The 25,273-nt window shown below is 50.6% G+C and carries 19 protein-coding genes, 1 pseudogene and 1 riboswitch; of the genes and pseudogenes, 3 read left to right on the forward strand and 17 right to left on the reverse strand.

Annotated elements, in window-relative coordinates; all coding sequences use genetic code 11:
* Positions 1 to 2: 2 nt before the first annotated feature.
* Positions 3 to 578, reverse strand: a complete 576-nt coding sequence (msuE, locus tag Q9292_RS02360; protein WP_275357256.1) for an FMN reductase — start codon at positions 576 to 578, stop codon at positions 3 to 5.
* A gap of 429 nt (positions 579 to 1,007) precedes the next feature.
* On the opposite strand from msuE, the gene Q9292_RS02365 reads away from it, so the two are divergent.
* Positions 1,008 to 2,240 carry an SfnB family sulfur acquisition oxidoreductase gene (locus tag Q9292_RS02365; protein ID WP_313984319.1) on the forward strand — a complete coding sequence of 411 codons (1,233 nt, stop codon included), beginning with the start codon at positions 1,008 to 1,010 and terminating at the stop codon, positions 2,238 to 2,240.
* 135 nt (positions 2,241 to 2,375) lie between these two features.
* On the opposite strand, the gene Q9292_RS02370 is transcribed toward Q9292_RS02365, so the two are convergent.
* From Q9292_RS02370 to ssuD, 7 genes are all read right to left on the reverse strand, one after another.
* A complete protein-coding gene (locus tag Q9292_RS02370; protein ID WP_313984322.1) occupies positions 2,376 to 4,802 on the reverse strand; it encodes a TonB-dependent siderophore receptor in 2,427 nt (808 codons plus the stop codon).
* A 132-nt stretch (positions 4,803 to 4,934) separates the two neighbouring features.
* Positions 4,935 to 5,933, reverse strand: a complete 999-nt coding sequence (locus tag Q9292_RS02375; protein ID WP_313984325.1) for a FecR domain-containing protein — start codon at positions 5,931 to 5,933, stop codon at positions 4,935 to 4,937.
* Positions 5,930 to 6,454, reverse strand: coding sequence for a sigma-70 family RNA polymerase sigma factor (locus tag Q9292_RS02380; protein WP_313984328.1), 525 nt, complete (start codon positions 6,452 to 6,454; stop codon positions 5,930 to 5,932). Before Q9292_RS02380 ends, Q9292_RS02375 begins: the two co-directional genes overlap by 4 nt.
* Positions 6,455 to 6,624: 170 nt before the next feature.
* Positions 6,625 to 7,329 carry a 3,4-dihydroxy-2-butanone-4-phosphate synthase gene (gene ribB / locus Q9292_RS02385; RefSeq protein ID WP_313984331.1) on the reverse strand — a complete coding sequence of 235 codons (705 nt, stop codon included), beginning with the start codon at positions 7,327 to 7,329 and terminating at the stop codon, positions 6,625 to 6,627.
* A 15-nt stretch (positions 7,330 to 7,344) separates the two neighbouring features.
* The gene (locus tag Q9292_RS02390) at positions 7,345 to 8,205 is read right to left on the reverse strand and encodes an amidohydrolase family protein (protein WP_313984334.1); all 861 of its coding nucleotides are present in this window, start codon (positions 8,203 to 8,205) and stop codon (positions 7,345 to 7,347) included.
* A 158-nt stretch (positions 8,206 to 8,363) separates the two neighbouring features.
* Positions 8,364 to 9,584: an acyl-CoA dehydrogenase family protein gene (locus Q9292_RS02395; RefSeq protein ID WP_313984337.1), complete on the reverse strand. Its 1,221-nt coding sequence runs from the start codon at positions 9,582 to 9,584 to the stop codon at positions 8,364 to 8,366.
* 8 nt (positions 9,585 to 9,592) lie between these two features.
* Positions 9,593 to 10,726 (reverse strand): FMNH2-dependent alkanesulfonate monooxygenase, encoded by a 1,134-nt coding sequence (ssuD, locus tag Q9292_RS02400; RefSeq protein ID WP_313984340.1) that lies wholly within the window; start codon positions 10,724 to 10,726, stop codon positions 9,593 to 9,595.
* A gap of 565 nt (positions 10,727 to 11,291) precedes the next feature.
* Between ssuD and Q9292_RS02405 the strand changes: the two genes are divergently transcribed.
* On the forward strand, positions 11,292 to 12,332 hold the full coding sequence (locus Q9292_RS02405) for a sigma-54 interaction domain-containing protein (protein WP_274703494.1): 1,041 nt from the start codon (positions 11,292 to 11,294) through the stop codon (positions 12,330 to 12,332).
* Complete coding sequence (ribA, locus tag Q9292_RS02410; protein WP_313984343.1) at positions 12,319 to 12,966, forward strand: GTP cyclohydrolase II; 648 nt, start codon at positions 12,319 to 12,321, stop codon at positions 12,964 to 12,966. Before Q9292_RS02405 ends, ribA begins: the two co-directional genes overlap by 14 nt.
* A gap of 1 nt (position 12,967) precedes the next feature.
* Here ribA and Q9292_RS02415 read toward each other — a convergent pair whose 3' ends face one another.
* The 9 genes and pseudogenes from Q9292_RS02415 to Q9292_RS02455 all read right to left on the reverse strand — a co-directional run bounded on the left by Q9292_RS02415 (position 12,968) and on the right by Q9292_RS02455 (position 25,228).
* On the reverse strand, positions 12,968 to 13,582 hold the full coding sequence (locus Q9292_RS02415) for a hypothetical protein (protein WP_313984346.1): 615 nt from the start codon (positions 13,580 to 13,582) through the stop codon (positions 12,968 to 12,970).
* 114 nt (positions 13,583 to 13,696) lie between these two features.
* Positions 13,697 to 15,106, reverse strand: a complete 1,410-nt coding sequence (locus tag Q9292_RS02420; RefSeq protein ID WP_313984349.1) for an EAL domain-containing protein — start codon at positions 15,104 to 15,106, stop codon at positions 13,697 to 13,699.
* 223 nt (positions 15,107 to 15,329) lie between these two features.
* A riboswitch (cyclic di-GMP riboswitch) is annotated at positions 15,330 to 15,414 on the reverse strand.
* A gap of 178 nt (positions 15,415 to 15,592) precedes the next feature.
* Positions 15,593 to 16,873: a cytochrome c gene (locus Q9292_RS02425; RefSeq protein WP_313984351.1), complete on the reverse strand. Its 1,281-nt coding sequence runs from the start codon at positions 16,871 to 16,873 to the stop codon at positions 15,593 to 15,595.
* 9 nt (positions 16,874 to 16,882) lie between these two features.
* On the reverse strand, positions 16,883 to 19,099 hold the full coding sequence (locus Q9292_RS02430; protein WP_313984354.1) for a xanthine dehydrogenase family protein molybdopterin-binding subunit: 2,217 nt from the start codon (positions 19,097 to 19,099) through the stop codon (positions 16,883 to 16,885).
* A 2-nt stretch (positions 19,100 to 19,101) separates the two neighbouring features.
* A complete protein-coding gene (locus Q9292_RS02435; RefSeq protein ID WP_313984358.1) occupies positions 19,102 to 19,560 on the reverse strand; it encodes a (2Fe-2S)-binding protein in 459 nt (152 codons plus the stop codon).
* A gap of 644 nt (positions 19,561 to 20,204) precedes the next feature.
* Positions 20,205 to 22,538 carry a hypothetical protein gene (locus Q9292_RS02440; RefSeq protein ID WP_313984361.1) on the reverse strand — a complete coding sequence of 778 codons (2,334 nt, stop codon included), beginning with the start codon at positions 22,536 to 22,538 and terminating at the stop codon, positions 20,205 to 20,207.
* Between the two features lie 412 nt (positions 22,539 to 22,950).
* A pseudogene (locus Q9292_RS02445) lies at positions 22,951 to 23,064 on the reverse strand (IS3 family transposase); the annotation flags it as partial.
* Between the two features lie 231 nt (positions 23,065 to 23,295).
* Positions 23,296 to 23,826 (reverse strand): single-stranded DNA-binding protein, encoded by a 531-nt coding sequence (gene ssb, locus Q9292_RS02450; protein WP_275357292.1) that lies wholly within the window; start codon positions 23,824 to 23,826, stop codon positions 23,296 to 23,298.
* A gap of 4 nt (positions 23,827 to 23,830) precedes the next feature.
* Positions 23,831 to 25,228: an MFS transporter gene (locus Q9292_RS02455; RefSeq protein ID WP_313984366.1), complete on the reverse strand. Its 1,398-nt coding sequence runs from the start codon at positions 25,226 to 25,228 to the stop codon at positions 23,831 to 23,833.
* Between the last annotated feature and the right edge of the window lie 45 nt (positions 25,229 to 25,273).

Consider the following 25,273-nt stretch of genomic DNA (forward strand, 5'->3'; position numbering starts at 1 on the left):
GTTTAGGCGTTAACCAAGACTGAAGCGTTTTCTGCCAGCTCACGGTGTTTAAGGAGCGGTAAGGCACGCTCAACAGCCAGCGCTACGCGCGCTTTCACCGCCTCACTCTTGATTTGATAATTTTCAAAATCCGCTTCAACGGCATATACGCCGATCGGCAACGTGACTGCCTGGAAGAAGCTAAACAAGGGACGCAGCTCATGATCAATGATCAAGGCATGACGCTCAGTCCCGCCGGTTGCTGCCAGCAGCACGGGCACATCAATCAATGCTTCGAGATTGACCAGATCAAACAAATGCTTGAACAACCCTCCATAAGAGGCGCGATACACAGGCGTAGCCACCACCAGTAAATCGGCGGTTTCAATCGCCTGGATATCTTGCTGTACGTTGATTGGCAAAGCTTTGGGATCGTAGGAAGCGACCAAGCTGCCCGCAATTTCGCTTAATTCCACCACGTGCAGATCAATCGGGATTTGCTGTCCCAACTTCTGTGTGATCGCCTGCACCAGTGCAGCGGTTCTGGAAGGTAATTTATAGCTGCCGGAAACGGCAGTGACTTTTAATGGACGGCTCATCATGACTCCTGAAATAACAATGACGGAGGTCGTTGCTTACGATGCTTCGCAGACGACCTTGCTTGCCAGTAGTATTAGCAGCATCCATGCCAGGCAATAATGTTTATATTTTTCAATGACTTAATATAAAACCTGCTTTTTAAATGGTGCTAGATTCCAGCGCTAGTTGCTGATCAACTGCTGCAAAAGCAGCAGTTTTGCGCGATCACGCTGCAGTCCGCTCCCGCCCCGCACTCCAGTGGCTGCTGCTTTTACAGCAGCCATTCAGCAGCAAACTGTTTCTATAGAGGCGGAGGCAGAGATGGATTTTTACATTTTCCTTTAAATTCAATGCTTTATTGATTGGCACACTAAATGCAACAGTGACTGCAGACGCATGGTGCCTGCTCGCCATGCCTTTATTGATCTCTTTTTGAATAAGGACTGACTATGACTGCACAAGCAAATAAGATTGCGCATTTGCCTGTAAACCTGCCGCGACAAGCGGCGCATTTGATTAAAAGTGACGCAGAAGCCCTGACCGTCGCCAAACAGGTTGCCAGCGAAATCGCCAAAGAAGCCGCCCTGCGCGACCAGGAACGCCGACTGCCACGTAAAGAGCTAGACCTGTTTTCAAGCAGTGGCTTGTGGGGCATTACCGTGCCGAAAGAATACGGCGGTGCCTTCGTCTCCAACAAAACCCTGGCAGAAGTGATTGCCACCGTGGCCGAGGCAGACCCCAGTGTCGGCCAGATTCCACAGAATCATTTATATATGGTGGAAGGCTTGCGCCTGGATGGCTCAGACTTTCAGAAAAAATACTTTTTTGAGCTGGTGTTGCAAGGGGTGCGGTTTGGTAATGCGTTCTCTGAGATTGGCACCAAGAGCGTGAATGACGTGAAAACCAAGCTCACGCCCACCAATAGCGGCTACTTTTTAAACGGCAAAAAATTCTATTCGTCTGGTGCCTTGCTGGCGGACTGGGTGCCGGTAGTGGCCAAGGATGAGCACGACAATACCGTGGTGGCATTTGTACCCGCTGGCGCAGAAGGCCTGACCATTATTGATGACTGGTCCAGCTTTGGCCAACGCACCACCGCCAGCGGGACGACCATCCTGGAAAATATTTTTGTGCCTAGCGAATACGTGTTGCCGCATCATCTGGCTTTTGACCGCCCGACCACCATGGGGCCAATTGCGCAGATTATCCAGGCGGCAGTCGATACCGGCATCGCCCGCGCGGCGTTTAAAGATACCCTGCACTTTGTACGCAACTACACACGGCCATGGATAGATACCGATCTGGAACACGGCTATGAAGACCCGCATACCATCAAAGACATCGGTGACTTGCAGATTCGCCTGCACGCCACCGAGGCCTTACTGGCACGCGCAGGTGAATACATAGACGAAGCGCAGCGTAACCCAAATGAAGACACCGTGGCCGAAGCCTCGATTGCGGTGGCAGAAGCCAAAGTGCTGAGTACCGAAACTGCATTGCTGGCGGGTAGCAAGTTGTTTGAACTGGCTGGGACCCGTTCTACCCTGAGCGAATACAACCTGGACCGCCACTGGCGCAATGCACGCACGCATACGCTGCACGATCCGGTGCGCTGGAAATACCATGCCGTCGGCAACTACAGCCTGAACAAGGTCAAACCGCCGCGCCATCCTTGGATTTAAATGGCAAGGCCATGAAGGCGCCATAAGCGATGGCGCTTTCTGCAAGTCATGCCGCATTGATTGAAACAACAGCCCGACATGATGTCGGGCTGTTTGCATTGGCTCGGGCCGTTAACCGCGCTGAAGGCAACAGGTTTACCAGCGGTAAGTCGCCGTTAGCATGGCACGCCGTGGTTCCCCATAGTAGCAACTGCCAGAGGCGCAATTGGCGACATATTCTTTGTTAGTCAGGTTGCGCGCATTCAATGCCAGCGTCCAGTGCGGCAGGTCATACGCGACCAAGGCATCCCATAAGGTAAATGATGGAATCCGCTCGGATGCGGAATCAAAATTGCCATGGGTTGAGCCGTTATAGCGCGCACCCAAGCCCACCTTGAATCCATTGTTAAAGCGGTAATCACTCCACACGGCGAGCGTGTTTTCCGGCGTGGCCAGCAAAGGCGTACCAATCAACGCAGGATTGCTGCTGGCAGTGACTTCAACCTTGGGCGTATACGTATAGGCCGTAATCAGATTCATATTTTCTATTGGCTGCGCTTGTATTTCGACCTCCAGGCCACGCACCTGAATCTGCCCGGTCTGGCTCGGACTGCCGCTGTTGGGGTCATAACTGATAAAGTTGTTACGCTCCAGATTAAACCAGGCAGCGCTGTAACGGTTCTTGCTACCTGGCGGCTGATAGCGTACGCCAAACTCATACTGCTTGCCGGTTTCGGGTTTAAAGCCTTTGCCTGTTTGCGTGTTGACCGTGACCGTCGGTATAAAAGACTCTGAGTAGCTGAAATAAGGGGCAATGCCATTGTCTGCCAAATAGAGCAAGCCTGCACGGCTGGTAAACTTGTGGTCATTAAAGCGATCATTGGTGCCTGCCACACGCTCCGCGTTCTGGGTGGTGGCATCGTCGTAGCGGCCACCGAGGGTCGCAATCCAATGCGAACCCCATTTGATCTGGTCTTGCAGATAAAAACCTGTTTGCGCCAGTTTGATGCTGCTATCCTGCACAGGGTCACCCCTCACTATGGTTTGTGCCGTATCCGGGGCCAACAAATCCAGATCTGGCGCACTGCCAGAATAGAATTGATTGCGGTCCCTGACCTTTTGGTAATCCAGACCCGCCAGCAAGGTATGTTGCCAATCCCCCGCCTGAATCCGCCATTGCAGCTGATTATCGATGGTGAACGCTTTGATGTGATCCGGGCTACCGTTCATATCGCGGGTGATATAGCGGAAGTTGCTAGGATCCTCAGGATTAGCCAGGTTGACCTTCGTGTACCTCTTGCCGAACACCTGCCAGTAAGCCAAGTCTACCTCGCTGTAGCGTGCATTCTGCCTGAAGGTCCACTGGTCGTTGAAGCTATGCTCAAACAGATAGCCGACATACCATTGCTTTTGCTCAAAGCGGTTAAATTTTCTATCGCCGACAAAGGTCTTGTAAGGCAACTTTTGTCCCGATGGCGTGCGCAGCAAGGTGCCTTGCTCAGGCAAGGCACCAGCCACGATCCCGGCATCCGAGTTCATATACTGCGACATGACCGTCAAACTGGTTTTGTCGGAGGGCAGGAAAGTGATTGACGGCGCAATAAACACCCGGTCATCCTTCATGCCTTGACGCGGCAAATCGGCATCGCGTACCAGGCCGGTAATGCGGTACAACACGGTGCCGTCTTCATTGAGCGGCCCCGAAAAATCACCGGCGAGCTGCTCACGCGAGTAATTCCCCAATTGCATCTGGATTTCTTTAAGCGGGGTTGCGGTTGGACGTTTGCTAACCACATTGATCAAGCCGCCTGCAGTACTTTGTCCATACAGCACCGAGGCTGGCCCGCGCAGGATTTCGAGACGCTCAATGCCATAATTTTCGATTCTGCCGGTCGCAAACGTGCCGGCATTGCGCCATGGCAAGCCATCTTGATAAAAACCGGGTGAATACGCATCAATGCCACGCAAGGCAATCCAGTCATAGCGGGAATCCGGGCCGTAAGGCGCCACATTCACCCCCGGCGTATAGGCCATGCCTTCGCGCAAGCTTTGTGCACCAATGGCCTGAATAAAATCTTTCGTCACCACCGAGACCGACTGCGGCGTTTCCATCAGCGACGTATCGGTTTTGGTCCCCGTGGCTGATTGCTCGGCAATATAGCCTTTAATTGGGCTCCAGGCCATTTCCTTGTTGGCCGCGGCTGTCACTTGTACCTCGGGCAAGGTACTCGCCTTGGCTGAGTGCGGGAGAATGGCATAGCGGTGATCCCCGCGATGCTCAACTTCCAGACCCGAGCCTTTGAGCAAGGTGTCCAGCGCCTGCTGCACAGTAAACTTGCCATGCAACCCTGCGCTAGCTTTACCATCTGCCAGCGCAGCATTGGCTGACAGCAGAATGCCGGCTTCAGCGGCAAATCGGCTTAATACCTGACTCAATGGTCCGGCAGGAATCTGGTATTCCTGTGCCACCGCCTCTTTTTCAGCAGCATGCAATACCGGTATGGGCGTGATGCTGCTGATCATCAGTGTCAGTAACGCCGCCCGGACATGCCGCGCAAGCGGCAAAGTGTGATGCGATTTCATTCAAGCTCCCTGTTAGGTTAAAAATAACGTGTTGTTATCTCTAAACCGAAACAGCCCGTTAAAAAGGGAACCTCCAGCGCAAAAAATACGAAAATTTCGCGCGCGCCTGATACCAAAGCCAATGACAGGCGCTCAAGAAGCAGGGAGCAATTGAATATTGCCTTGCGCGTCGGTGTGCTGGCGAATGCCCAAACTATGGGTAATTTCCTGCAGCACCAGCGGCACGTTGGCAAACGGGTATGCGCCCATCAAGCGTAAATGGGCAATGTCGGGGGCTACCGATAGCCTGGTTGAATGATAGCGTGCCAGCTCGGCAATAAAGTCTTTGAGCGATTGATTATCCGCAATCAGGATGCCACGGGTCCAGGCTTCACGGGCAGGAAGCGCGGCCTGTATTGCACCGACGCCATACCGGTCAAAGTAGGCCTGCTGACCGGCATTCAACGTGATGGCAGTGCCTTGTGATGGCGTAATCGCCACCCGCCCCTCATACACGGCGAGCAAGGTACGAGTGGCCTCCTGGCAGACGGTAAAACGCGTCCCCAGGGCCGTCAAGCGCCCATGCTGCGTATCTACGACCAAGGGCCGCGCTTGCGGGTCATGGCCAGATTGCAGCAGTATCTCGCCGTATTCCAGCGTGATGCGCCGCAACATCCAGCCATAGGTGACGCGCACCTGGGTGTCGGTATTGAGCCAAAGTTTGCCTTGGTCCGCCAATAGCACGCGATGCGTTCTGCCTGCTGGCGTATGGTAGGTGATGGCGCTGGCAGTGAGCGTTGTCAGCCAATCTTGCCAGGGGCTGTAGCGATGCAACAGGCTCACGCCCAAGTAAGTGACGCCCGCCAGGCCGAGCATTTTTAACGCCTGCCTGCGCCCACTGAAATGCAACAAGGCCTGATGCGAGGCCGACTTGCTTGCCACAGCATTGAGATTGGAGAAGGCGGCATTAATCGCCTCCACCTCTGTCCAAGCCCGTTGGTGGGCTGGGTGCGCAGTTAGCCACGCTTGCCAGGCCTGCCGCTCAGACGCCTCGGGGGCGTCATCACTGAGTACGGCAAACCATTCTGCCGCTTGCTGCAGCGCCAACTGTTCTACCGGCGACATCGCCACCTTAACGGCTGATGACTTCATGAGGCCTGTCTTTCATCTTGCCATTGCCGGCGCAACATCAAGCAATGCATCATGGCAGTTGCCATATATTTTTTGACCATGCGCTCAGAGACTGCCAGCCTGTCTGCAATTTCCTGGTATTGGAAGCCGTGGATCTGCGCCAGCAAAAATGCGGCTTTGGCCTTGGGGTTTAACCGGCTCAGCATCGCATCCACTTCCAGCAGGGCTTCGGTAATCATGGCCTGCTGTTCCTGGGAGATGCAGGCAGGCTCCTCCTGACTCAGCGCATTGAGGTAACTTTGCTCCAGGGCCTGACGTCGCCATTGGTCTATCATCAAGCCTTTGGCGATCTGCAACAGATAGATACGCGGCGTATAGACATGCTGTAACGCCTCCTGTTTTAGCAACAGTTTGACAAAGGTATCCTGGGCCAGGTCTGCGGCGTGGTGTGTACAACCGACTTTTTTATTCAGCCAGCAACACAACCAGTGATGATGCGCCTGATACCAATGCGTGACCGGTAAATGCGAAGAGTCTGCCATGACTGCTTAATACATAAATGATAATAATTCTCATTTTAATATTAAGCCAGACAATCGACAAGCTTAAAACGCGTCTGCATCGCCCACAAACAATGCGGCCACCTCATCTCCGGCCAGGCCATTAAAAAGCCCAACGCAAGGTTGGGCGCAAGGCTAGCCGGTATCCGTACTTAACCGCTATACACCATGGCCGCATCCAGCAATCGGCTTTGCTGGCGCGGAATGCATTGCAAGCCCGGCAACGCGTAGTTGAGGTCGCGCGCACGATAGGCTTTCATATCGGCAATGCTGATAATTTTAAGCCCGTGTACGCTGGCAAATTTGAATAAATCGGGGCGTCTGGCCATGCTGCCGTCGTCATTGACGATTTCGCATAACACGCCGACTGGCTGCAGGCCAGCCATGGCGGCAAGGTCATGCGCGGCTTCGGTATGGCCAGGCCGCGCGAGCACGCCGCCACGGCGGGCGCGTAGCGGGAAGATATGGCCGGGACGGTGAAAATCATCTGCCTGGCTGCTGGTATCGGCCAGCTTGCGCAGGGTCAGGGCACGATCCGCGGCCGATATGCCACTGGTGGTGCCGTATTTGTAATCCACGCTCACAGTAAATGCGGTGCGGAACGGGTCGGCATTGTGTGTCACCATTTGTGGCAAGTCCAGGGCTTGCAGACGTGGCGCAGGCATACCGACGCAGACCAGGCCGCTACTGTGTTTGACCAAAAAGGCCATTTTTTCGGTGGTGATTTTTTCGGCGGCGATAATCAGATCGCCTTCGTTTTCGCGGTCGGTATCATCGACCACGATAACAAACTCGCCGTTAGCGATGGCTTGAATGGCGCTTGCAACGGTATCAAATGGTTGGGTTGTTTCTAACATACAGATTCCTTTTACTTACGCTGTCAGGCTGAGATTCAGCACCCTGGCCGCATTCTGATAAAACACTTTTTCGAGCACGGCATCCTTGAAGCCCAATGCCGCAAAATCAGCGATAGTTTGTTTCATGGGGCGGAACGGATAAGAGGTGCCAAACAGTAACTGGTCGCCCAGAAACTGGTTGGCGGCCTGCACATACAGCTCGGCGCCGGGCTGGAAAATGTACATATCCGGCACCAGGTACAGATTTGGGTAGCGGAAGGCGGCACCGACAATCTCGTTCACAAACGGGTAATAGCCGTGAAAACAAATAATGTTCAATTGGGGATATTTGCGCGCCAGCCGTGCCACCGCATTGGGATGCGCATAATCGAGATCCGGCGTGGTCGGGCCCGACATCACGCACACCGGCACGCCATACTGCTGGCACGCATCATACACTGGGTCAAACAGTGGATCATCCACCTGCCGCGCAGGCTTGCCAAAGCCCGGCTCGATATTGATGGCCTTAAAGCCATAATGGTGAATGGCTTTTTCAATCGCTGCCAAGGTGCTGTCTACGCCGCGGCTTGCAATATCCACCGAGCCCAGGCCCACCAGCTTTTGGCTGTGTTTGACCAGGTCTGCAATCTGCTGGTCATCAATGGTCAGGTCTGGCGTTTCACGGCCGACCACCACTGCAATATCAATGCCAGCGTCGTCTATTTCCTGCAAATAGCCCTCAACGGTGTACGAGCGGCGGAAATGCTCTGGTTCCAGTGAACCCACGCGCTGATTCAGCCATTTAGCCGTCTCATAGCCAGGCGTGTTGGGCGTGGCACCAAAAAAGTCATGCAAAAACGCAGGACGGTTACGTAAATCAATAATTTTTTGTTTCATATCTATTCTTTAGTGATGGAAACACTTAAGCAATGCGCGAGCGGGATGAAGACCAAGGCGCACGGCACGCAAAAATCGGAATGTACAAGGCGTGCATGAGGATTTTGAGTACCGCGCAACGCTGTTATTCGCCCGCGTAGCTATGGATCATGTGTTTTCTATGAGTAAAAGCTAGGGGTGGGATACTGCCCATTCAGCGCCCAATCGCCTAACTCCTTGAATTTGTAATCCACTGGGTCATGCAGGGTATAAACGCGTAAATTACGCCAGAAACGGTCCATGCGCAGCTTGGCGGTGGTCGCACGGGCGCCAGCCACTTCAAAAATACGCGTGGTCACATCCAGCCCGGCGCGGGTCGCCTGCACTTTGGCTGAAAATACGGCCAGCGCCACTTCTCCGCGTTGTGCATCTTCCAGTCCCAACCCTTGCTGCCAGGCCGCATCAAGCAAGGTTGCAGCATGGTCAGCCAACACCGATGACGCGTGTAATCCAGCCCAAAATTCGCCGTAATGCAACAAGGTATAAGGATCTTCAAACACATTGTTTGCCAACGAGCCAGCCCAAACCCGGCTACTGCCAAGGGTGTAGTTTGCACCTTCGGCCAGGGCACCTTCGGCAATGCCGAGATAGATATTGGTAAAGATCAGTTGGGCCACCAACGAACGCAAACTGGCAAACGGCGAACTGAGCGGGCCCGGCTGCATAAGCAACTCATGGTCTTCCACCTTGAGCTGGTTAAATTCTGCACTGCCACTGTCGGTCTGGCGCTGGCCGATGTTGTCCCAGTCGCCCTTGAGCGTGATGCCTGCCCGACTGGTTGGCACTGCAGCCACCAGAAATTTGCCGCTGCCCTCTTCAATCGCGGAGACGATTAAGAAATCAGAATCCATGGAGCCGGAGCAAAAACTTTTTTGCCCGTGAAACACATAGCCGTCGTCTATCTTATGTGCCACCGTGCGCTGGTCCAGCGGATTGAGGGCATTGCCCCACCACAGGTGCTGTTGCGCAGTGAGCTTGAAATAATGCTGCCATTGCGTCTCGCTGCCATACAAACGGATGGACGCCAGCATCAAAAACTGGAATGCAAACACCTGTGCAATTGAGCTGTCGACGCGGGCAATCTGGCGGATGATGCGGAAAGTCTGCGTCCAGCTAGCGCCCAAGCCACCGGCCTGTTGCGGAATCCACAAGCTGAGTAAGCCACTATCACGCACCGCCTGACGCTGCAGGTAGGGCGTCCCTCCTGCGACATCACGCTCAACTGCAGTGAGTGCCAGATAATCGCAAAGCTGTTCTGCGCGCTGTTCTGGGGTACCGTGAAACACAATGCCGTGCTCCGCCTCAACGGCGGGCTGGCGTAAATTCAGAGCCAAAGTCATCTTCCCCCCTACGCAGCATGCTTAACAGATTGGGCTGCGCCAAACGGGCCGGTGAGATTGGTCGTGATACTGACTTCATGCGGGGCCTGTTGCTGGAGCGGCAAAAGCGGGAACAATAATTCAGCGACACGGTAAGCCTCCTCCAGATGCGGGTAGCCTGAGAAAATAAAGTAATCAATGCCGAGTGCCTGATACTCTTTAATGCGGTCAGCCACCTCTTGCGGATTGCCCACCAGCGCAGTGCCGGCACCGCCGCGCACCAAGCCCACACCGGCCCACAGATTCGGGGAGACTTCGAGCCGGTCGCGGCGGCCGTGGTGTAAGGCCGTCATGCGTTTTTGTGCCACAGAATCAAAATTGGCCACTGCGGCCTGTGCTGCTGCGATCGTGTCATCGGTGACCTGCGAAATGAGCGTGTCGGCGGCTTGCCAGGCTTGCTCGCTGGTTTCACGCACAATCACGTGCAAGCGGATACCAAACTGGATGTGGCGGCCTTTGGCTGCCGCCGCCGCACGGATCACCTTGATTTTTTCGGCCACGGCGGCAGGCGGTTCACCCCAGGTTAAATGCACATCAATATGCTCACTGCTGAGTTTGATGGCGGCCTCTGAAGCGCCGCCGATAAACAGTGGCGGGTAAGGTTTTTGCAGGCTACCGGTCGGTAAGCTGGCCCCTTTCACGCGTAAATAATCGCCTTCAAAATCCACGCGCTGCTCGCTCAGTACCGAGCGCCAGATAGACAAGAACTCCTCAGCCTCCGCATAGCGTGCATCATGGTCGAGAAAGCTACCTTCGGCTTGCTGTTCAGCCGGGTCGCCGCCAGCGACAACGTTAATCAACAGCCGCCCGCCTGAAATCCGATCGAGTGTGGAGGTCATGCGTGCCGACACCACCGGTGAAATAAACCCAGGGCGCGTGGCGACTAAAAACTTGAGCTGGCTGGTTTCATTGATCAGTGCCGAAGAAATCACCCAGGCATCTTCGCAAGAGCGGCCAGACGGCACCAGCACACCGCCATAGCCCAGCCGATCTGCCGCTTGAGCAATCTGCTTCAGATAAGAAAACGTGGCCGGTCTGGCGCCCTGGCTGCTGCCAAGATACCGTTGATCGCCATGCGTGGGTAAAAACCAGAATATTTGCATCGACACCCCTTTACAACCCATTCAAAAGAAATAACAGCTTGAAAATTGCAAAGTCCATGCCACAAATAAAATACTTCTAATTCAATCACTTAAAAAAATATTTTTTTTGATTGCTGCAAACTCAGCAGCTTGTTCTACAACGCTGCTGAGTTTGCAGCATCTCTGCGTCGATTTCAGCAGGCGGATTTAGAACAGTGACATTTGCATGCCTCACGCAGCAATGAGCAACCGCAAGCCCTCCTTTTCTTAAGCCCATGATTTGATGGGATTTATTGTTTTAATCCGACATCTCATGCCTGCGGTAGCACGACCTCGGCCTGATTGGCATGCATTCTGCTAATTCATTAGGCAATCAAATCATTATTTCTATTGAGAGATTTATTTATAACTTTAAAGAATATGAATAGCGCCATTACTTATTGGCACGAAATTGCAGCCTGAATTACTGTATCCAGGCTTAATCTTATGGAAAGACAGTGAGATCCTCACGATGGCAAATCTATTAGCAAACGATTTTTACGCGACTGAACACGATACACAGTTGGAGCAGCAGCGCCTCTTAACCATGCCTAACTCGCGGGCCATGTCGACTTCAATTCGGGCAACCGCTCAGGTGTTTGAAGATCCAAAGTCCATTGCCTTGCTCAACCGCATCCAACAAATTGCCCCTAGCGACGCTAATGTCCTGATCATCGGCGAGACGGGCACGGGCAAAGAGCTGATTGCCCGTCATGTGCATGCCTTGAGCTACCGAAAATCCAAACCATTTGTCGCAGTGAATTGCGGTGCTTTCTCGGAAACCCTGGTCGAAAGTGAATTGTTCGGCCATGAAAAAGGCGCCTTTACCGGTGCCGTCACTGCCAAAGCAGGCTGGTTTGAAGAGGCTAATGGCGGCACGCTGTTCCTAGACGAGATTGGCGATTTACCGCTGAGTATCCAGGTGAAACTGTTACGTGTTCTACAAGAGCGGGAGGTCGTGCGGCTGGGCGCACGCAAACCAACGCCGATTGATGTGCGGCTGATTGCAGCGACCAATGTGCGCCTGGAAGAAGCGGTGCTGGCGGGTAACTTCAGGGAGGATTTATTTTACCGCCTGCGCGTCGCGCATCTGGAATTGCCAACGTTACGTAACCGGCCCGGCGATATTTTGCCACTGGCGGATTATTTTGTTGGCGAATATACACGGCGGCTGGGCTATGCGAGTATCCGTCTCGATGAGTCTGCCAAACAAAAACTATTGCAACACAGTTGGCCAGGCAATATCCGGGAACTCGAAAATGTGATTCATCACTCATTGCTGATTTGCCGCAACAATGTGGTGCGCAGTGAGGATTTACATTTGTCCTCGATCTCGCTACATCGTCCCAAAGCCGCTCTGCAGGCGTTGCCACACGAAGCAGAGAGCGATTCGCTGGAAGCTTCAATGCTGCAGTTGTTTGAATCTGGCAAAGCCCAGCTCTATGACTATGTAGAAGACACGCTGGTGCGCGCAGCTTATCAGCATTGCCACCACAACCAGGTACAAACCGCCAAGCTGCTGGGCTTGAGCCGCAATGTGTTGCGCGCCAAACTGATTAAAATGGGAGCGATCAATGCGCTTAAATAAGCTTGCCTCTGTGCAAACAGCGGCCATCGAAAGCGGCAGCCTGCGCTGGAAAGCCAGTGCTCACTTACCGACAGAATATGGGCAGTACCGTTTACACGCGTTTGTTGATATGCACAGCGGGCAGGAGCAGATCGCACTGGTGCTCGGCGAGGTCAGCGGTCAAGCCAGAGTGCTGACCCGCGTGCACTCTGAATGCCTGACCGGGGATGTGTTTGGCTCACAGCGCTGCGATTGCGGCGAACAGTTCAAACGCTCGCAGCAACTGATTCAGGCGCGTGGCAATGGCATTATTCTGTATCTGCGCGGACATGAAGGGCGCGGCATCGGCATCAGCAACAAGGTGCAGGCCTATGATTTGCAAGACACCGGCTTGGATACGGTGGCGGCAAACCTCGCCCTGGGCCTGCCTGTAGACCACCGAGCATATGATGATGCAGCAAGTATGTTGCAGCATTTTGAGGTGAAGTCAATTGAGTTACTGAGTAACAACCCGGATAAGTCGCACGCCCTCACCCGGCTGGGCATCATGGTGGAGGCCGTGACGCCGTTAGAGATCGCAAGTAATCCAGCCAATGCCGACTATCTGGCGACCAAAAAGCACAGACTGGGGCATCACCTGAGTTTGGTGCCTTAGGCTAGACGCTCAAGCGTTGCAACAGCTGCTTGAGTGTGGCCTCGATGGGCTGGCGCACGGCGGGTTGTTCTAGCAAAGACGGCAGCGGTGCACGCTGCAGGCGTGCCTGCAAATCCTTAAGCTGTTGCTGCAACTGCTGCAGTTTTTGGGGATCGCGTTGCGGCGGGATTTCAAACTCATTTTGGCTGCCATAGCCTTCAAACAGCAAGGTTTCTATCCCCACCACCAAAGCCAGAATACGGTCACCGCCAAACGCTTCATCGAAAGCCAGGTCTATCGCGGCCATGCCCTGCAAACGGCGGATCGCCTCAAACTTCCAGTTGGCCTTGCCATCAAATACCCATTCCGTCATTTCGCGCGGCCCAACCTGCGTGCTTTTCGCCAATTCCTCTGGATGTTCGGTATAGAGCTGCAACATCAATGCCCGCAAGTCATCGGTATGCTCACTCATGGCTTGCTTGGGGCTGATCTCTGCGCGCTGCGCCGAAGAGGGCGCCGCTTTTTTTACAGTGCGCGCTTCCGCCTGTGGCAGAGACAGCATTGCCCACAGGCTGATCACCCAAACACCCCCCTTGAAGCAAGCAAACGCCCTGAAGACTGCAGAATTTACCAACATGCACGCCCTTTCACCGTCAATCAAAGCGCACAGTGTAATCAGCTGCAGTTGCGTGGGTCTTGGGAGATTTTCCTTTTTACAATCACTGCCAGGCAAGGGGTGGGAATATGCTCGTCAGAACAGGCCCGAGGTTGAGTGCGCAACTGGCGAAAGCAGCGGCGAAGGCAATTGTTCAAAGGCCTGCACAGTTAAAGGTTTGCTAAAAAAATACCCCTGGTATTTCATACAGCCCTTGCTATGCAGGTATTCGAGCTGCTCTATCGTTTCCACCCCCTCAGCAATCAGGGTCATTTTGAGATGCTTACCCAGATTCACCAGCGTATCGACAATCGCCTGGTCACTTTCATTATTCAGCAAGTCGCGCACAAAGGATTGATCAATTTTTAATTGCTCAAATGGCAGGTGCTTCAAGTAGTTTAATGAAGAGTATCCGGTGCCAAAATCATCCAGCGACCAACTCATGCCAAATGCCTGCAATGCGCGCATTTTCTGGATAGTATCGTCTACTTCGTTTGCCAGCATGCTCTCTGTGAGCTCCAGTTTAATCTGGCCGGGATTGGCGCCGCTGCGCGTTACAATCTCCTGCACCTCTTGCACAAAATCGGGCTGGCGCAGCTGCGAAGTGCTCACATTCACTGCAATACTCAAGTGGGACAAATGCGGATGATCAGACCATTTCACCAACTGCGCACAGGCTTCTTTTAATACCCAATTACCAATCGGCAAAATCAGGCCGGTTTCTTCCGCGGCAGTGATGAAAACACCAGGCGGGATCAAGCCCCGTTCAGGATGCTGCCAGCGTAGCAACGCTTCAGCGCCAAAAATATGACCCTGGGCATCGACCTGCGGCTGGTAATGCAAACAAAAATGCCCTTTGGCGAGCGCTTCGCGCATATCCGCGTAAAGCCCGCTTCGCAAGGTGATATCAGACTGCATCACAATCAAGGCAATCCCCAAAACACCTAAGGCGGCCAGATTATTCATCCATGCCCCAACCGCCCGAATTTCAGGATTTGCAATCAAAGATGCCTGGGTAATGCCAATGTCAGACGAACCAAAAATCAAACATCCCAACAGCATGAGCAACGGAAAAATCACGCGCAGATAAATGCCCTCTTTACGGAACACCAGCGATGATCCTGCGGCTATCGGCAGATAATACATATGCACCGAGCGGACCACCCCGGGCAACGGCACATCAAACACAGAAATCGCAGAAATAATCAGCGCCAAGCCATGCGCCATAAAAATGGCCGCCAAGCGATCCCGGCCCGCATTGATCATGGTCACCACAAGCATGCTCAATATCACCAGGGAAAAGTTAAAGGCCATTAACAGCCATTTGGCCTGCCATAAATAGTAAACACTCCAAGCACCGCCCAGAATGATGGAGGCACAGGCAGCAATCGCCAGTAACAGTTTCACCCGCAGTTGATGCGGGTCTTGGGCAAACTGAAAAAGCTCGCCTTTAAAAAGTTTGGCAACCAGTCTCAGTTGTAGAGGAGTGTTTTTAAAGTGTGGCATTAGGCGCGCCTGTCATCCAATTGACCATTGCCAATCCACCACAAACGACTGCGACAGCGCAGTGCAAGCAAGTCATTTCTCTTTAGTAAGTGGTCGATCATAAAGGCCTCAGCGGCGGATACCCTCAATGGGCGAAACAGCACGCAGGCTTTGCCGAGACGGCATAAGCCCAGCCCACACAACACACTACTTGAAAGAACTTGATACATTAACCCTTGCGGTAAATGGTAGCCCCGCTGTCATCAGCAACTGCTTTTAGACCGGAAGCTTTGCGTCCCTGCTTTTCAGCAGGTTTGCCTTTTATAATGGTACTTAACAATAGGTGACAAGTTCATCAAACTTTGTAACGGTTGTCAATCCTCTCGACATTCAATACTGTATGTTTGTCATTAAAAAGCCGCACACACATTTTTCTCAGCAACAATCATGCCTTTTATCTCTGGCAAAAGGCTCGATTGGCAATCTACCGATGGATAGATTTCACTGTCACTCATGTGCCGAAGCGGGCAGTTTTCGAATGTCTGCAACGGCCTTCGCACTCGTCGGTTTAAGATTATGATTCCAGGCGGACTGCATAAAACTGACTAACTGCGCCACCTCAGTATCATTCAAGGTATGTCTGAACTTTGGCATATTGAAGGGTGCCGCCACCCCTTGCGGTTTGAGTTGAGGCGAGCCATTCAAAATGACATTAATGAGTGAGGAGGGGTCTGGATCCATCACAGCCGGGTTGCCCGCAAGCGGTGATAAATAAGGGGCAACCCCTTTACCCTCTTGTCCATGACACGCTGCACAATATTGCTGATAAAGCCGGGCGCCAGGATAGGTTGTCAATGATTTGAACTGCGCCAATGTCGCACCAGAATTGTATTTATACGTCGTTTGACCTTTATCGTTTGTCCCTTTGATTGTTTTCAAGTAGCTAGCGATGCCCGTTAAATCCTGGATAGTCATGCCTTCAGTACTGTTATTAATGACCGTAGTCATGGTGCCAAAAGCGGAGCTATGCTGATTGGCGCCTGATTTCAGATAGACAAGAATATCCGCCTCAGACCATCTGCCTAACCCGGTATTATGGTCCCCCCGCAAGTTGGTAGCAGACCATCCTTCCAGGGTTTCTCCGCTTAAAAATTGATCCGAGGCATGCGTCAGCCCTTTTTCCTGATAGGCAAATCCGCGTGGCGTGTGGCAAGCACCACAATGCCCAAGCCCCTGAACCAAATAAGCGCCACGATTCCAGCTGGCATCTTTTGAGGCATCCGCTTGGTAACCATGCTTATCTAAAAACAGGCTATTCCATATGGCCAAAGGGAACCTGTAATTCAATGGCCAAGGAATCTCATTCGCCCGGTTTGCTTGGCGCACCGGTTTCACGCCGTGCATGAAATACACATAGAGGGCGTGAATGTCGGCATCACTGACTTTGGCATAAGAAGGATATGGCATGGCCGGATAAAGATGATGACCATCTTTTGCCACCCCTCGCCGTAGTGCTTTGGCAAAGTCGGACTCGGTATATTTGCCGATACCTGTCTCAGCATCAGGCGTAATGTTCGTCGTATAAATCGCACCCACTGGCGTCAGCATGGGCAGCCCGCCAGCAAAGGCTTTGCCATGGGGCGCGGTGTGACAAGAGATGCAATCGCCTACCCGCGCAAGATACTCCCCTTTTTTGATCTCTACCGGATTGACGGCAAACACATTCAACGAGAATGTAAAGGTGACGACTGCGAAACCTATTTTCATCAAACCTGAGGCCATGTTCATGGTGACTCCTTATGCTTTTAGTTGATGTACGATAGGTAGCTTGCGAATACGTTTGCCAGTCGCTGAGAACACGGCATTTGCCAAAGCAGCGCCAATCGCCGCAGTACCAGGCTCACCAATCCCCCCCGGCGCCTCAGCGCTTTTAATCAGGTGGACGTCAATGGCCGGTGCTTCATTAATACGCAGCATACGGTAATCATTAAAGTTAGTTTGCTGTACACGCCCATGCTCAATGGTGATTTCGTTATATAGCACGGCCGTCAGGCCAAAAATAACGCCCCCTTGAATTTGCGCAATCACGGTATCTGGATTCACGGTCATGCCACAATCGACAGCAGACACGACACGGTCGACTTTAACCTCTCCCTGATCATTCACGGTGACATCAACCACCATGGCCAAGAAACTGCCGAAAGCATGCATCACAGAGACGCCACGACCTTGGCCTTTTGCTAATGGCTTGCCCCAATCGCTCTTGCTCACCGCAAGTTGCAAGGCATTTTTCAATCTAGGCGTTTTATTGAGTAGATCTAAACGGTATTTCACCGGATCCACTTTCGCCAAATGCGCCAGTTCATCGATAAAACTCTCGACGACAAAAGTACCGCGTGTCGGCCCAACTCCCCGCCAAAACGCGGTGGGTACATCCCGCGGCTCTACCCGTACATAATCCACATACAGATTAGGCAAATCATATGGAGGCTCTGCCGACACTTCCACTGCATCCGGGTCTACCCCGTTTTTGACTAACGGGGGCGCAAAGCGGGCCATGATGGAGGAGCCAACAATACGGTGTGACCAAGCGACCGGCTTGCCGTTAGCATCCAATCCTGCTGAGATACGATCAAAGTAATAGGGGCGGAACATGTCATGTTGAATATCCTCTTCCCGCGTCCAAATGACCTTGACCGGCCCCTTTACCTGCTTGGCAATTTTGACCGCCTGCACGACCCCATCAAACTCTAGCCGTCTGCCAAAACCACCGCCAATGAGGAAATTATGCAACCTGACTTTTTCAACCGGAATGTTGAGCGTTTTGGCGGCCATGCCTTGGGCAAACGTCGGAATTTGCGTCCCTACCCAAAGATCACAGCCAGAAGCGCTCACTTCCACAGTGCAATTCATGGGCTCCATCGTCGCATGTGCTAAAAAGGGTTGCTCATACTCCACACTCAGCGTTTTATCCGCTTTTTTGTAGGCACTGGTGGCATTGCCTTGCTTTTTAGCCACAGCCCCCGGTTTCTTGGACGCCTCACGCAGATCATTCACCAAATCACTGGTTTTTACCGCAGTGCTTTTACCTTCATTCCATTGAATATCCAGTGCGCCCAAGCCGCGTTTGGCGGCCCAAGTATTCGTGGCTATCACGGCAACCGCATTATCCACTTTGACCACTTGCAGCACACCGGGCATTTTCACGGCGCGGCTATCATCTACACTGGCCAGCGTCCCGCCGAACACAGGACTGGTAGCGATCACTGCAAACTTCACATTGTCAGGGCGTGCATCAATACCAAACTTCGCCAGGCCATTTACTTTATCAGGCGTATCTAATCGCTTGGCAGCGGTGCCAATGAGTTTGAAGTCTTTAGGGTCTTTGAGAGCGACTTGCTTGGGCACAGGCAAGGTGCTGGCCACTTTGACTAATTCCCCATAACGCAGTGTTCGTCCGGAGGCATCGTGGTAAACCACGCCAGATTTTGCATAACAGGCAGATTCGGCCACTTTCCATTGCTGTGCAGCCGCAGCAATCAGCAATGACCGACACACAGCACCGGCCTGGCGCATGGGCTCCCACAAGGCACGGATGGAAGTTGAACCGCCCGTCACCTGAGCCCCGAGCAGCGCATCGGCATACAGCTTTTCATTCGGTGGGGCATGTTCCAGTTTCACAGTTTGGAGATCAACCTCCAACTCTTCTGCTAACAACATGGGAATAGACGTATAAACCCCCTGCCCCATTTCCACCTTGGGCATGATCATGGTGACCTCGCCCTTAGTATCAATCTTGATGAATCCATTCGGGGCGAGCACATCCTTACCGGTTTCCAGCTCGCTATAAGGTTGGGTTTGCTTGCTTTGACTCAATGCAGGCAAACTGATACTCAGCAACATCCCGCCTGCAGTCGTCGCACTCACCGTCGCGGCAATTTTAAGAAAATCACGTCGCGGAGGATTAGAAACCGTATATTTGTCGGCCAAGCCCTGGATAAGCCCTTGTGACATAACTAGACCCCTTCCTTAGCAGCCACCTTGATAGCTGCGCGTATACGTGGATAAGTGCCGCAGCGGCAAATATTACCAGCCATGGCGGCATCAATTTGCGCGTCATTCGGGTGAGGGTGCTGGTCAAGCAGCGCACAGGCAGACATGATCTGGCCCGACTGACAATAACCACACTGCATCACCTCCAGATCTAGCCAGGCCTTTTGCACAGCCTGACCAGCGGGAGTTTCCCCAATCGCTTCTATGGTCGTAATCTTCTTGCCGCCAACGGCCGAAATGGGCAATACACAGGAACGCGTTGCCTGACCATCCACATGTACCGTACACGCGCCACACTGCGCGATGCCACATCCAAACTTGGTTCCGGTTAAGCCGATGATGTCTCTGATCACCCAAAGAAGAGGCATATCAGCGGGTGCATCCACTTGGTGGGTGGTGCCATTAATATTCAGGGTTGCCATCTATGGCTCCTTCCTTGAAAACGTACGACTACTTGTGATTTTTATTATGAAATACGATTATTCATTGAAATAAATTAATTCACGAATAACTCAAGAGTGAATTAATTTAAACCCCGAATCAAGTATAAATTTATGAAATTCTTGCCTAAAACAATTTTACCTTTTTCTGTAAATTGCCTATTAAGCTCCAACACTGCTTAAGTTTGGCATTCTACAGATTGGAATAAAGAGTCAACGGGGCTCATGCAACACCAATAATTCTTCAAGATTCTTTTGCCCTTCTGGAATATTCTTAGCTATAGCAAAAGAAAAAGGCCCTGTAAAAACAGGGCCTTATCTAATTTAAATCAACAACATTTATTATTGTGTCGATCAAAAAGGTTATGCATACCAAAGCAGATGTAAATAGATCATAACAGTCTGATTTAACTATATAATTTATAAAATTTATCCTTTTAATTCATTCAAAATGTAACTATAGCAAGAGTATTAATGCATTTTATTTACAACACTCCTCAATTTAGCGACTACTTTCACCCCATATTACAACGCCGAATTGGAATTCTATCTTGCTCTCATGACAGCTTTCCCGGTATTGAATTATGGTTGATACAAAAAAGCCGACCTTATATCTCTTTTTTTAATCAATAAGAAGCAGCTGCTTGCATTGAGTTATTTGCATACTTACTGTAATTCATACAAACATCCAGTTTAACTATTTCCTTGGATATTCCATCGTCATCCATCAAACAACTCAGTTTCCTAGCTGCGTACCAACCAAGATCTCTGTATGCTTTGTATTTATTAGCCGAGCTGTTAGCAGTGTCCTTAACTGTATTTGTCTGAGGCCACACACTATTACCATTGGGAATCTTCATTTCTACCACTTTTGAATCACTGGTTTGGTAATTTCCCGAATCAATAATATATCCCAACATCGTGCACGGAATTTCGTTCTTAGTCACTACTCCTTGAGGATTGTCATCTTCCCCATCGCATAAAGTAGGATTAGCTTGAATATTCATTAATTCGGTTGCTACAAGTTTATAGTCGATTGCTGACTTTATGTAAAACAACTTCACCTTATCTAGACTCTCATATGCTTTTGGTAAGATTTTATTTTCAATAGTTTGAATTTGACCTACCCAGATTGCTCGCTTCCACTCATAAGGAGAGAAGTCTTTGAGAGGTTCACCTTTGATCCTTGGGCCTAACTTTTCGTCATCACTACATACTTTTGAAAGACGTATAAGCTCTTTATCACCTTCCTGACTTGGCAAACGATTTGGATAACCCACGAAAACCATTTCCAATCCATGTCTATTTAGAAATTGATTTGTCAAACATAGCTCTGGTAATTCTGAATATTTACGATCCCCGTTAATATCCCAAGCGCCATCAGCAATAACTATATTTCGCGTACCTCTTCTAAGTAAAGAATAAATACCTAGATTTTCGCCACTTTGTCCACCATCAGCTAAACGGATGTATGCACTATCAGGTTTTCGATCAAAGTTAAATTTGTAATAAATAGGCCAGGGGATTAATGAATGAAGCGTTCGGACTCTATTGCTGACCAAATAATTAGGAATTTCTATGCCCCACCTGAGATTAAGTCCGTGCATGATAAGAAATACGACCTTCCCTGAGACTGCGTATGGAAAATAAGCACTTAATGTATCAAAAAATGCTCCTGAAGCAGCTACAGCATCAATGGGCCTAAAACCCGGAATCAGGTCAGAAAAGTTCTTACCAAAAACATAACCATAGTTGCCAGAACCCATAGAATTAGCTGTTAATTCGAAGACTGTTTTATTTATAGATTTTTTATCATCTTCATAAACACTATTAGTCATATTGATTATCCACCAAGGTAGCTTGCCGCACCCTTCGCACTCCTCATATAGACCCATCAGCCCTTTGAAATCGAATTTGTCTGTCGTAGGAATTAAGTCCTTAAGTAGATTATTACTTTTATCATCCGGCGTATTCCCATAAGTTCTTTTTATGCCGCGTTTGTAAGTAAACTGGGTAGGGCTAAGAGGCACTTTCCAATCGAATAAACTATTTGCAATATGATGAAAAGGCAAAGAAGCGATTGTAGTTAGCAGCATCCCTACAAATGCAGGGACTGGATACGAAGAATCAGTGTTCGATGTACCGCCTGGTGTTACCGAAAGTACATCTTGGTAACACTCGATATAGTCTTGATGTCGAGTAGAATTTAGTTCAAATTTGTTGCACGAGCTATTTGCTCTAGTTAAATTGCCATAGGTCTTGTAATCGTCGGTAATCACATTACATCTAGTCAAATTTGTTTCTGTGTTTGATTCACATGCTTTATTACCCAAAACCTCTCCGTATTTTTCCTTTCTTATATCAACAAATATCTCTCTGGTTGATGGTAAGGACTTCACACCCTTTTTGTAATCTTCAAGGGTTCTGTACTCCTTCATGAATTCAGGTTCATACTTTATCATCCACATCTTTTTATAATAATAATAGGCTGAATATCCTCCGCCAGAAACACTTGAGATAATGTCTGTTTTGGCCATCCAATCATTTTCTGCAAACCGCTTCATAACACCCATTACGAAGGGCGCCGACTTAGACCCCCCACCTGATAACGCAAGGCCAATGGAAGGCAACTCCTTCTTTTTTGACCAAGGTTCGTTGGAAAAATATTTTAATATTTGGGATTTGGAATTAACTGTAGAAGGCACCTGAATATCATCAACTTTGGGCATTTCTTTGAGGATTGATGGTTCTTTAGGGGCCTCTTGACTCTTCTCTTCTGGCTCAGACTGAAATATGGTATCGCGTGCCTCAATGCACGGTTCCATTACTTCATGCTGGTTATTAGCGCACTTCTTGATCTCGCTTTGATCCGCGGCAGCGCCTGAAAGTGGACTTATTAATAAAACAGAAAATTGAATGATTGCATGCATCCTGCTCACGGCATCTCTGAAATTGCTCATAGCTCTCCCCTTGAATTTCACAATTAAGCCTAAACAAATTATCGATCCTTTAAGAGCTTCAAGCTTTGCTCAGTTTTTTAATCGTTAGAGCTTTATCAATTCCAGCTATTTTTTAACTTCACTTTTAACGTGACTCAGATCCATTTCTTATTAAGTTTGAGTCTATGAATCAATTATTCTAAATTAATTAGAATTTCACAACAGATCAGAGCATAATCGCGACCACTAACCAAATATTTTATGAAATTGTATTATGTATACAAAAGCAAGTAAATTTTATTTACAAGTTGCGAAACAACTGTGAGATATGCCATAAGTTGCAATTTTGAGCTGTCACTAATTTGCTTGTATGCCGCAATGCTATTGAGAATATGTTCTCCCCAAAGAATCCTGATGTGGACTTCCCAGAGTTTCATAGACGTTTATTAGTTTCCATTTTGTAACTTTCAAACATCATCGGACTTAGTTGGCTTAAGTGACTGTGCCGACGTTTACGATTGTAAAACACTTCGATATATTCAAATATACGGTGGGATCAAAAAGAGGCATTCCAGAATCCCGATCGATCAGGACAGGAAATCTCTCACCAGATTCAAAGATGACTGTTCTAACTAGAAAAGAATTACTCATTTGTTTACATTCTCCAAGTGAGCTTTCTATAAAAATAGTATGCCTCACTGAAGATCATGTAAACAAAAAAATGGAGCCAAATCAATTGGCTCCAAATAGTTATTTACATAATAACTTTTAGTCGACTCTAGAACGGAATATCGTCATCAAAATCGTCAAAATTGCCAGCTGGTTTGCTAGCAGGCTGGAAGGCATTGCGGTTTGCGCCGCCAGCGGCGTTACCGCTGCCCATCGCAGGTTGCTGCTGGCGTGGGGGGGCCTGGTTGTAGTCGTCCATGCCGCCGCCTTGATCCATCTCACCGCCATCATAGGAGGCGCTGCCACCTTCACGGCCAGTGCCTAACATTTGCATCTGGTCGGCAACGATTTCGGTGCTGTAGCGGGTGACGCCATCTTTTTCCCATTTACGGGTTTGCAGACGGCCCTCAATGTAGACTGGGCGGCCTTTTTTTAGGTATTCGCCGGCGATTTCGGCCAAACGGCGGTACATGACGATATTGTGCCATTCAGTTTTTTCCTGGCGCACGCCGGATTTGTCTTTCCAGTTTTCGGTGGTGGCGATACTGAAGTTAGCCACTGCCTCACCGTTTGGCATGTAGCGCACTTCAGGGTCACGCCCGAGATTGCCCATCAAAATCACTTTGTTGACTGATGCCATGGTGTTACGACTCCCCTATTCGATTCATGATTGCTTGCGACAATGCCGCCTGAAATGCTTTGCTGCGCTGATTTTCCAACTTTACCATGAGCATGGTTTCTGAGGGAATGGCGACGACTTCATAGACGCCTTCCATCGCGCGGATATCTTGCACCAGTTTGGCGGCCTGGGCGTCATTATACCCTGCTTGCAAATGGAACATTTTGGTTTTGACACTGGGCGGTGCCTGCATGCCGAGCGCGAGGCCAAACCAGATCAGCATGAGCACAGCGCAGAAGACAAACACGGTGCTGCTGCCATAGGTGTGCGAGAGCCAGCCACCGAGGGCGGCGCCTAAAAACATGCCAAAGGACTGCGCGGTGTTGTGCACGCCCATGGCGGTGCCTTTTGCAGCAACCGGCGCCATTTTTGAGATGAGTGACGGTAGCGAGGCCTCAAGGATATTAAACGCCACAAAATAGGAGAACAGGGTGGCGACAATGCCCCACAGGCTGTTGAGGCTGAACATGAAGGCGATTTGCGTGAACAGCATGAGGCCGACGGCGCTAATAAATACCGGTTTAAGCTTGGCTTTTTTCTCGGCATAAATAATGGCGGGCACCATTAAGATGAATGAAATCAGCAGCACTGGTAAATAAATTTTCCAGTGAGAATTTTCATTCATGCCGGTGCTGTGCTTGATGGCAAACGGCACCACCATAAACATGGCCATTTGCGCCCCATGTAAGCAAAACGTGCCAAAGTTCAAGCGCAGCAATTGCTTATCGCGTAATACCTCGCCGATTTTGGCCGGCACCGCCTGGGCATCGGAGTGAAAGTGCGCATGCAAGGGCTCTGGCACGGCAAACTTAACCACGCCGATGGCGAGAATGGCCAGCACGGCGGTGAGCCAGAAAATGCCTGGCACGCCTATCCATTGGTTGAGGATGGGCCCCGCGACCAGTGACACGGCAAAGGTCACGCCTATCGTTGCGCCTATCATGGCCATGGCTTGGGTACGGTGCTCTTCGCGGGTGGAATCGGCCACCAGCGCAGTGACCACGGCAGAAATGGCACCCGCACCCTGAATCGCCCGCCCGACAATCACCATGTAAATATCCTGCGCCATTGCGGCGCAGACACTGCCCAGCGCAAACATGATCAAGCCCAGATAAATCAGCTTTTTACGGCCGAAACGGTCAGACGCCATGCCAAACGGCAACTGGAAAATGACTTGCATGAAGCCATAGGCGCCCAGGGCGAGACCAATCAGGGTATGGTTATTGCCGCCGCGCAGGGTTTCGGCATAAATGGCAAAAATAGGCAGAATTAAAAACATGCCCAACATACGTAGCCCGTAGATGGAGGCCAATGCCGCAGTGGCACGGGTTTCCAGCTGGGTCATTTTTTCGGAGAACTGCATGAATCCTTTAAGAAAACTTGGCTTAATTTCAAATAATTGCGTATA

Origin of the sequence: Methylophilus sp. VKM B-3414 (assembly GCF_032248435.1) — a bacterium.
Taxonomy (GTDB): Bacteria; Pseudomonadota; Gammaproteobacteria; order Burkholderiales; family Methylophilaceae; genus Methylophilus; species Methylophilus glucosoxydans.